2 protein-coding genes are annotated in these 10,443 nt (G+C 66.7%); both read right to left on the reverse strand.

The features are described 5' to 3' along the window. Nucleotides 1-1,882: condensation domain-containing protein (locus VMP31_RS09945; protein ID WP_325506601.1), on the reverse strand; the 1,882-nt coding region annotated here is incomplete at its 3' end. Then, the coding region (locus VMP31_RS09950) for a non-ribosomal peptide synthetase (protein ID WP_325506603.1) at nucleotides 1,879-10,443 on the reverse strand (8,565 nt) is incomplete at its 5' end. The genes VMP31_RS09950 and VMP31_RS09945, both read right to left, overlap by 4 nt.

The following is a 10,443-nucleotide window of genomic DNA, read 5'->3' on the forward strand; positions in this document are numbered from 1 at the left end:
CGAGCCGATCCAGGCAAAGCGTGTCCACGGCCGGTAAACGCCCCGCCAGATCGCTGCTGGTAATCAACCATTGCAGGCCCGAGTCCTCGACCATATAGGCCAGACGTTCGCGCGGATAGCCGGGGTCCAGCGGCACAAAGGTACCACCGGCTTTAAGGATCGCCAGCAGGCCGACGATCATCGAATTTCCGCGTTCCAGGGACAGACCGACCCGCGCCTCCGGGCCGACGCCGCGCTCGCGCAGCAAGTGCGCCAGGCGGTTGGCCTGAGCCTCCAGTTCGGCATAGCTGAGGCGTTCGCCGCCATACACCAGGGCGATGGCATTGGGGCGCAAACGCGCCTGTTCGGCGATCAACTCGGGCAATAGGCGCGAAGGATCGTGGCTTTGTTGGCACTGGTTCCAGGCGGCCAGGCGTTGCTGGTCCTCGTTATCGAGCAGCGGCAGGCGCGCCAGGGACAGATCCGCGGTCTGACATAGCTGCTCAAGCAGGCCAATAAAGTGGCTGGCCATACGCGCCACCAGGCCAGCGTCCAGGCGTTCGCGGGCATGGGTGAAGACCAGGCGCAGCTCGCCATCGGCGTCTTCCTCGCTGTCCAGGGCCAGGTCGAAAATCGCATGCGGCACATCCTGGGCCAGGGGCGTCAGGCGCAGGCCGGGCAGCCTGGCCAGGGCACCGAGGTCACGGCGCTGATGGTTGAACAACACCTGAAACAGCGGCGTCTGGCCGAGGCTGCGTTCGGGGGCCAGGGCCTCGACCAGTTGATCGAATGGCAGGTCCTGATGATCCTGAGCTTCCAGGGCGAGCTGGCGAACCTGGGCAAGCAGTGCGCGAAACGACTGCTGCGGGCTTAGCTCGGCACGCAGCACCTGGGTATTGACGAAAAAGCCGATTAGCGGCGCAATCTCGCCGCGCTGCCGATTGGCCACCGGCACCCCGACACGGATATCGCGCTGGCCGCTGTAACGCGCCAGCAACAGCTGAAAGGCCGCCAGCAATAATTGAAAGAGTGTTGCGCCTTCGCTCTGGGCCAGGCCGCGCAGCCGCGCCGACAGCCCAGTCGGCAAGGCTTGCGCCAGGCGCACTGCATGACGCATCTGCCCTGCCGCCTGGAGATAGGGCAAGGCCAGCACCGGCTGCTCAAAGCCCAGACGCTCGCGCCAGTAGTGCAACTGCCGCGCGCCCTCGCCCGCCTCCAGCCAAGCGCGCTGCCAGATGGCGAAATCGGCGTACTGCACCGGCAGCTCGGTCAGGCTCGCTGGCTGGCCCTGGCCCTGGCACAGCGCGGCGTAGGCCTGGGCCAGCTCGGCGCTGAATACGCCAATCGACCAGCCGTCAGAGACGATATGGTGAGTGACCACCTGCAAGCGCCATTGCTGGTCGTCCAGGCGCAGCAACTGCACCCGCAGCAGCGGCCCGCGGGCCAGGTCGAAGGCGCGCGCCGCCTGTTCGCGGGTTACCGCCTCAAGCTGCTGCGGCTCGCCACGCAGATCACGCTCCTCCAGCGCCAATGCGCCGGGCGGGTCGATAACCTGCCAGGGCTGACCGTCGCTTTCGACAAAGCGCGTACGCAGCGCCTCGTGCCGCGCCAGGATCAGCTCCAGCGCACCGATCAGCGCCGCGCGGTCCAGCTCGCCCTCCAGGCTAAACGCGCCAACCATGTGGTAAGCGCTGCTGTCCGGCTCCAACTGGCCGATCAGCCACATGCGCTGCTGGGCGAAGGACAGCGGCAGGCGCTCGCCCCGCGGTGCCGGCACCAGCGGCAGCAGCTCGAAGCGGATGCCCTTGGCCTGCAGCAACTCAAGAAAGCGCCGCTGCTCAGCCGCGCCCAGGGCCAGAAAGCGCCGCGCCAGGGCGGCCTTGTCGATCATGGGATTGCTCACAGCGACTCCAATTCATCCAGTAGTGCAGCCATTTCGCGCAGCGCGGCGTCGTCCTGCCCGGCGCTTTGCGGTGCCTGTTGCTGCAGCGAATCGGCCAGGGCGGCGAGGTTGTCCAGCTCAAAAAAGGCCCGCAGCGGCACCTCCAGGCCGAGCTGCTGACGGATCTGCGCCACCGCCTGGGTGGCCAGCAACGAGTGACCGCCCAGCTCGAAGAAGTTGTCGTCGAGGCCGACCTGCGGTACTTCCAACAGGGTTTGCCAGATCGTCGCCAGGGCCACTTGCAGCTCGCCGAGCGGTGCCCGGTACTGCCGCACCTGCCACTGCGGTTCGGGCAGCGCGCGGCGTTCCAGCTTGCCGTTGGGCGACAGCGGCATCTGCGCCAGACGCACCACGGCGGCCGGCAACATATGCTCGGGCAGCTGGGTTTTCAGCGCGGCCTTAAGCTCGGCCAACCAAGCCGCTTCGTCGACGCCAACCTGCGCGTCCTCAGCCACCAGATAGGCCACCAGCTGCTTGCCGAGCTGGGTATCGCGCGCCACCACCACCGCTTCGGCGACGCCAGGCTGAGCCAGCAGCAGCGCTTCGATCTCGCCCAGTTCGACGCGGAAACCGCGGATCTTCACCTGATGGTCGATGCGTCCCAGGTAGTCGATGGCACCGTCCTCGCGCCAGCGCACCAGGTCGCCGCTGCGATACATACGCGCCCCCGGCGGGCCGAAGGGGTCGGGCACGAAGCGTTCGGCGGTCAGCTCGGGGCGGCCGTGATAACCGCGGGCCAGGCCGATACCAGCCAGATACAGCTCGCCCGGCACGCCGAGCGGCACCCGGTTCAGTTGCGGGTCGAGCACATGCAGACGCAGGTTGGCGATGGGCCGGCCGATGGGCACCGCGTGGCGACCTTCGTCGACGCAGGTCCAGTGGCTGACGTCGATGGCCGCCTCGGTCGGCCCATAGAGGTTGTACAGGCGCACTTGGGGCAGACGCTGGAACACCCGCGTCTGCAACTCGGCAGGCAGAGCCTCGCCGCTGCAAACGATCTGCCGCAGGCTGCCGCACGCCTCGATCTGCGGGTGGCCGACAAAGGCCTGCAGCATTGAGGGCACAAAATGCAGGGTGGTCACCTTATGGCGCTGGATCAGTTCGAGCAGGCGCTGCGGGTCGCGGTGGTCGCCCGGCGCGGCGACGGCCAGGCGCGCGCCGGTCATCAGCGGCCAGAAGAACTCCCACACCGAGACGTCGAAGCTGAACGGGGTTTTCTGCAAAACCGTATCGCTGGCGTCCAGCCGGTAAGCCTCCTGCATCCACAACAAACGGTTGGCCAGGGCCGCGTGACTGTTGCCTGCGCCCTTGGGTTTGCCGGTGGAGCCGGAGGTGTAGATCACATAGGCCAGGTCGTCGGGGTGCAGGTCGAGCGCCGGGGCCAGGGCCGATTCGGCGCTGCAATCCTCGCGGTCCAGACACAGCGTGCGCACCTGCGCCGGCAGCGGCAGTTCGGCCAACAGCAGGCTATGGCTAAGCAGCAACTCGACGCCGGCGTCCTCCAGCAGATAGGCCAGGCGCTCTACCGGGTATTCGGGGTCCAGCGGCACATAGGCGGCACCGGCGCGGACGATGGCGTGCAAGCCGACCACCAGCTCCAGCGAACGCTCCAGGCTGATGCCGACCAGGCTGCCCTTCACCACCCCGAGCCGGCGCAGGCGGTTGGCCAGGCGGTTGATCCGCGCTTCCAGCTCGGCGTAGCTCAGGCTCTGTTCGGCCATCAGCAGCGCGGTGGCGTGCGGCGTGCGCGCCGCCTGCTGGCTGATCAGCTGGGTGACCGGAACGAAGGCACCGTAGTCGCGCTCGCTGTGGTTCCAGGCGGCGATGCGCGCCTCTTCTTCCTGCTCCAGCAGCGGCAGCAGGCCGATGGCCTGATCCGGCGCGGCGCACAGGCCTTCGAGCAGGCGCTGAAAGTGCCGCGTCATGCGCGCAATGCTGCGCGATTCGAACAGCTCGCAGGCGTAGCTGATAAAGCCGCTAAGGCTGCCGTCGACGGCCTCCTCGGTATCCAGGGCCAGATCGAACTGGGCACCGGCCGCGCCCGGATCGAAAGGCTCGACGCGCAGCCCCGGCCAGTTGCCGAGGGCGCTAAAGTCGATTTGCTGATGGTTGAAAGACACCTGGAACAACGGGTGATGGCTAAGGCTGCGCTGCGGTTGCAGGGCTTCGACCAGTTGCTCGAACGGCAGCTCCTGATGGCTCAGGGCATCGCGGCTGGCCTGCTGTAGTTCACCGAGCAACTGGCGGAACGGCTTGTTGCCAGCCGGTGCGCCGCGCAGCACCAGGGTGTTGACGAAGCAACCGAGCACGCCTTCGGTTTCCAGCAGGCTGCGCCCAGCCACCGGCACGCCGACGCGGATATCGTCCTGGCCGCTGTAGCGGTGCAGCAGGCTTTGCCAGGCCGCCAGCAACAGGGCGAACAGCGTGGCATTTTCCCGCTGGGCCAGGGCGCGCAGTTGGCGGGTCAGGCCCTCCGGCAGGCTAAAGCGCAGACGCGCGCCACGCAGCCCGGTGCGCGCTGGCCGTGGGTGATCGGTGGGCAGTTCGAGCAAAGGCTGGTGTTCGCCCAGGGCCTCGCGCCAATACGCCAACTGCCGCTCGCGCTCGCCGCTGGCCAGCCACTGGCGTTGCCAATGGGCGTAGTCGGCGTATTGCACCGGCAGGGGCGCGAACGCCGGTTGCGTACCCTCGGCAAAGGCCGCATAAGCCGCGCTGAACTCGGCGATAAAGCGCTGCATCGACCAGCCATCGGAGACGATATGGTGCTGCACCAGCAGCAGCCGGTGCTCCTGATCGCCGAGGCGCAGCAGGGCCACGCGCAGCAGCGCATCGCGGGCCAGATCGAAGGGCTGGGCGAGCAGTTGCTGGCTGATGGCCTTGGCCGCCGCCTCGCGCTCATGGGCGGGCAGTTCGCGCAGATCATGCTGCGCGATGGCCTGGGTCTGCGCTGGCAGGATGCGCTGCAGCGCCTCGCCCTGAACCTCGACAAAACGCGTGCGTAGCGCCTCGTGACGGGCCACCAGCGCATCGAAACTGGCTTGCAGCGCGCCTCGGCTCAAGCGGCCGTACAGCGCTAGCCCGGCCGGCATATGGTAGGCGCTGTTGTCCGGTTGCAGACGATTGAGGAACCACAACCGGCGCTGGGCATAGGACAGCGGCAGATCCGCGCCCCGCGGCAACGCGCGGATGCTCGGCAGCTGCGGGTTTGGCTGGGCAAGCTGAGCGGCGCAAGCCGCCAGCAGCGGCGCCTCGAACAGCGCCTTGAGCGGCAGCGCCAGGCCGTGCTCGGCACGCAGGCGCGAAACCACCTGGGTGGCCAGCAGCGAATGGCCACCCAGTTCGAAGAAGTGATCGCTACGCCCTACCCGCTCGACGCCCAACACCTGCTGCCAGATCGCGGCGAGCAGGCGTTCGTTGTCGCCCTGCGGTGCCTGGTAATCCGCGCTCTGCCACTGCGGTTCCGGCAATGCGGCGCGGTCCAGTTTGCGTGCCGGGGTCAGCGGCAGGCTGACCAGCTGCATCAGCTGCGCCGGCAGCATATAGTCCGGCAGCTGCGCGGCCAGCCGTTGTTTGATGTCGCTCAGGTCCAGCTCGCCGCGGCCAACGATATAGCCGACCAGCTGCTTGCCGCTTGGCGTATCGCGGGCCACCACGGCCGCTTCGGCGATTTGCGGCAGGGCCAACAACTGGCTTTCAATCTCGCCCAGTTCGATGCGAAAACCACGAATCTTTACCTGATGGTCGACCCGGCCGAGGTAATCCAAAGCGCCATCTTCACGCCAGCGCACCAGATCGCCCGTGCGGTACATCCGCTCGCCGGGCTCGCCAAAGGGGTCGGGTAGAAAGCGTTCGGCAGTCAGGTCCGGGCGCTGGTGATAACCGCGGGCCAGGCCGACTTCGCCACCTATATACAGCTCGCCAGCGACGCCGATGGGCAACAGATTAAGTTCGCTATCCAGCACATAGCATTTGCGTGGGCCTACCGGGGTGCCGATGGGGGCGTAAGCAGCCTCCAGCTGGTCGCCGGCAAAGGCTTCCCAGATCAGCGGGGTGACCACGGTTTCGGTGGGTCCGTAGCCATTGACGATGCGCGTGGGCTTGAGCACCCGCTGCATACGCTCGTAGGTTTCCCGGGTAAAGGCTTCGCCGCCCAAGGTCCAGGAACGAACATTAAGCGTCAGTGACTGCGACTCGATCCAGTCCAGCAGCTGCACCGCATAACTGGGCGGGAAGATGGCGATGGTCACGCCTTCATCCTGCAGCACCTGGCAGGTCTGTTCGGCGCTCCAGAGTTGTTGGTCGCGAATCACCAGGCGGCTGCCAAAGGCCAGCGGCACCGTCCAGCGCTCCACCGCGCCGTCAAAGCTGATGGAGGCGAAATGCAGCTCCACATCCTCCGGGGTCATGCCGTAGCGCTGGCCAATGGTCTGCACATGCATAGTCAGGCCGGCGTGATTGACCGCCACGCCCTTGGGCTGGCCGGTGGAGCCGGAGGTGTAGATCAGATAGGCGAGATTTAGCGGGTGCAGCGCAACGTCAGGCGTCGTGGTGGGATAAGCCAATAGGTCGAGCCGATCCAGGCACAGCGTGTCGACTTCCGGCAGCCGACCTGACAAGTCACTGCTGGTAATCAGCCATTGCAAGCCTGAGTCCTCGACCATATAGGCCAGGCGCTCGCGCGGGTAACCAGGGTCCAGCGGCACAAAGGCACCACCGGCTTTAAGAATGGCCAGCAGGCCGACGATCATTCCATTGCCGCGCTCCAGCGACAGGCCAACCCGCGCTTCCGGGCCGACGCCGCGCTCGATCAGCAGATGGGCCAGGCGATTGGCCTGGGCCTCCAGCTCGGCATAACTCAGGCGTTCGCTGCCATGCACCAGAGCGATGGCGTCGGGGCGCAGAAGTGCCTGCTCCGCGATCAGCTCGGGCAGCAAACGCGATGAATCATGGGCTTGCCGGCACTGGTTCCACACGGCCAGGCGCTGTTGCTCGGCGTTATCCAGCAATTCCAGTGCTGCCAGCGGCCGTGATACGTCGCCCAGCAACTGCTCCAGAGCCTGACGCAGCAACGCCTCGATCTGAGCAATAGCCGCCGCGTCAAAACGCGCGCTGTCGTAGGCCAACAGCAGGTTCAGCGCATCGCCCGGCAATACCGCCAGGGCCAAGGGGTAATGGGTAAATTCATGGCTCTGCGGCGTGCCCAGACGCAGCGCGCCACGCTCGGCGCGACTGAGGGCATCGCCCAATGGATAGTTCTCGAATACCAGCAGGTTGTCGAACAGCGCCTCGCCGCCGAATTCGGCCCAGCGCTGCAGGTCGTACAGCGGCGTGTGCTCGTGTTCGCGCAGGGCCAGGTTGTGCTGCTGCAAGGCCGCCAGCCAGGAGCCGAGCGCCTGCTCCGGCGGCAGCTCGACCACCACTGGCAGGGTATTGATAAACAGCCCGACGATCTGCTCGGCACCCGGCAGATCAGCCGGCCGCCCCGCCACCGTAGTGCCGAAGCACAGCGCGCGTTTGCCGGTGAGGCGGCTTAGCAGCAGCGCCCAGGCACCCTGGATCAGGCTGTTAAGGGTCAGCCCCTGGCGCTGGGCGAAGCTGCGCAGGCTCTGCTGCATCTCGCGGCTTAACGCCAGCGGATGGCGCACATGGCCACTGCCAGGGCTGCGACACGGCAGGCTGCCGGCGACTCGGGTGGGCGCGTCGAGGCGCTGCAACTGCGGCCGCCAGAAGGCTTCGCTGGTCGCCCCATCCTGCTGCGCCAGCCAGGCAATATGCTCGCGGAACTGGCCACGCGGCGGGGCCAGGCTGTCGCCGTGATATAGCGCCAGCACTTCGCCGAGCAGCAAACCGGTGCTCCAGCCGTCGAGCAGTAAATGGTGCAACGTCCAGACCAGTACAAACTGCTGCTCATCGCGCTGCACCAGCAGCAGCCGCAGCAGCGGTGCCTCGCTCAGCGCAAAACCGCGGTCGCGCTCGGCCAGGCACAGGGCGTCGAGACGCATCTGGAAATCCCCCTCGGCGAGCGGTTGCGGCTCACGCCAGTCGAGCTGCTGCCAGGGCAAGGCGACCTGGGTCTGCACCGCCTGCAATGGCGGCTCGCCCGTAATGATGCGCACGCGCAGCATGGCGTGACGTTGCAGCACCTGCTGCCAGGCCTGACGCAAGCGCTCGGGTGCCAGCCCGCTGAGCGGCAGCACCAATTGATTGACGTAACTGCTGGCGGACTCGCCCAGTTGGCTGTGGAACAGCAGGCCCTGCTGCAGCGCCGATAGCGGGTAGATATCCTCGACACCCGGCAAGGCGTCGAGGGCCGTTTGATCGAGGCCGGCCAGGGCGACATCGCTAGGCGTCAGGCAACGGGCCACAGTCAGACAATGACCACGAATCGCCTGCAGCTCGGCTTCCAGCTGCTGTAGCAGGCCTTCGAGGGTAGCGCGCTGCCAATGCCCGGGGCAGAAATCCAGATACAGCTGCAAGCCGCCGTCGCGCTGCTCGGCATTGATCACCAGAGGCGCATCCAGGGGGGCATCGGCTTCGCGCCAGAGGCCGGCGTCGAGCACCTGTAACGGGCCCGCGCCGGCTCCTTCGAACTGCCCTAGGTAGTTGAACAGCAGTTGCGGCGTCACCCCGGCCAGCGCGCCCTGCTGTTGCAGCAGGCCATAGGCCAGGCCGCCATCGGCCACCGCGCGCAGCTGTTCCTTGATCGCTTTAAGGCTGTCCGGCAGACCCGTCGCCGGCCGCAGGCTTAACGGATAGAGGCTGGTAAACCAACCGACCGTGCGACTCAGGTCGATGTCCTCGAACAGCGGTGCGCGGCCATGGCTTTCCAGGTGCAGGCTGAGTGCCGGCTGTTCACTCCAGGCGCAGAGCACCCGCACCAGGGCGGTCAGCAGCACTTCGTCGGCGCGCAGGCGATAGGCCTGCTGCGCGCCCTGCAACAGCTCGCGGGTCGGCTCGGCCGCCAACCTGAGGCTCAGGCGTTGCCGCTGGCCTTCACGGCCCGGAGCCGCCGTCACCGTCGGCAAAGCGCAAACCGCCTGTTCCTGGGCCAACCAGAACCCGTGCTGGCTCTGCACCGCGTCGCTTTCGCTGAAGGCCTGCAAGCGCTCGCCCCAGGTCTTGAAGGCAGTGGTTTTCTCCGCCAGCTGCACAGCCTGGCCGGCCTGCAACTGACCATAGGCACGCGGCAGATCTTCCAACAGCACCCTCCAGGACACGCCGTCCACGGCCAGGTGATGGATAGTCAGCAGCAGGCGGTCAAGCTGGCCGGCCTGACGCAGATAGAGTGCGCGCAGCAGCGGCCCCTGTTGCAGATCGAGGCTGGCCTGGGCCTCGCGGCAACGCGCTTGCGCGGCGGCGTCATCCTGGGCCAGGTACTCCTGCAGCAGCGGTTGCGCACTGGCCTCGGCCGGCGTGGCATGCCACTGCTGCCAGCCGTTATCGTCGCGCGAGTAGCGCAGACGCAAGGCATCGTGATGCCGCACCAGCGCCTGCAACGCCTGCTCCAGCAGCGCCGGCTCGAAGGGCTCGCCCAGTTCGAATAGCAGGTACTGGTTGCAGGCGGCCAGACCTTCGCGCTCAAGCAAGCGCGCCTGGATCGGCAGCAAGGGCGCGGGCCCGGTGACGGGCGTTTGCTCGGCGCGCGGCGCGGCCACTTCACGGGCCACGGCGGCCAGCTCGGCCAGGGTCTGCTGCTGGAATACATCCTTGGGCGTCAGGCCCAAACCCTGCTGGCGCGCCCGACTGACCACCTGCAGCGCAACGATGGAGTCGCCGCCCAGCTCGAAGAAGTGATCCGTTCGCCCTACCCGCTCAACACCTAATACCTGCTGCCAGATGGCGGCGAGGATTTGTTCGTTGTTGCCTTGCGGTGCCTGGTAATCCGCGCTTTGCCACTGCGGTTCCGGCAATGCGGCGCGGTCCAGTTTGCGTGCCGGGGTTAGCGGCAGGCTGGCCAGCTGCATCAGTTGTGCCGGCAGCATATAGTCCGGTAGCTGCGCCGCCAGCCGTTGTTTGATCTCGCTCAGGTCCAGTTCACCGCGGCCAACGATATAGCCGACCAGCTGCTTGCCGCTCGGTGTATCGCGCGCCACCACCGCTGCTTCGGCGACTTGCGGCAGGGCCAGCAACTGGCTTTCGATTTCGCCCAGTTCGATACGGAAACCGCGGATCTTTACCTGATGGTCGACCCGGCCGAGGTAGTCCAAAGCACCGTCTTCACGCCAACGCACCAGGTCGCCGGTGCGGTACATCCGCTCGCCTGGCTCGCCGAAGGGGTCGGGCAAAAAGCGTTCTGCGGTGAGATCCGGGCGCTGGTGATAACCGCGGGCCAGGCCGACTTCGCCACCTATATACAGTTCGCCGGCCACACCGATGGGCAACAGGTTAAGTTCGTTATCTAGTACGTAGCATGTGCGCGGGCCAACTGGGGTGCCGATAGGTGCGTAGGCCGCCTCCAGTTGGTCGCCGGCAAAGGCTTCCCAGATCAGCGGGGTGACCACGGTTTCGGTCGGGCCGTAGCC

This window comes from Pseudomonas sp. (genome assembly GCF_035512415.1).
Lineage (GTDB): Bacteria > Pseudomonadota > Gammaproteobacteria > Pseudomonadales > Pseudomonadaceae > Aquipseudomonas.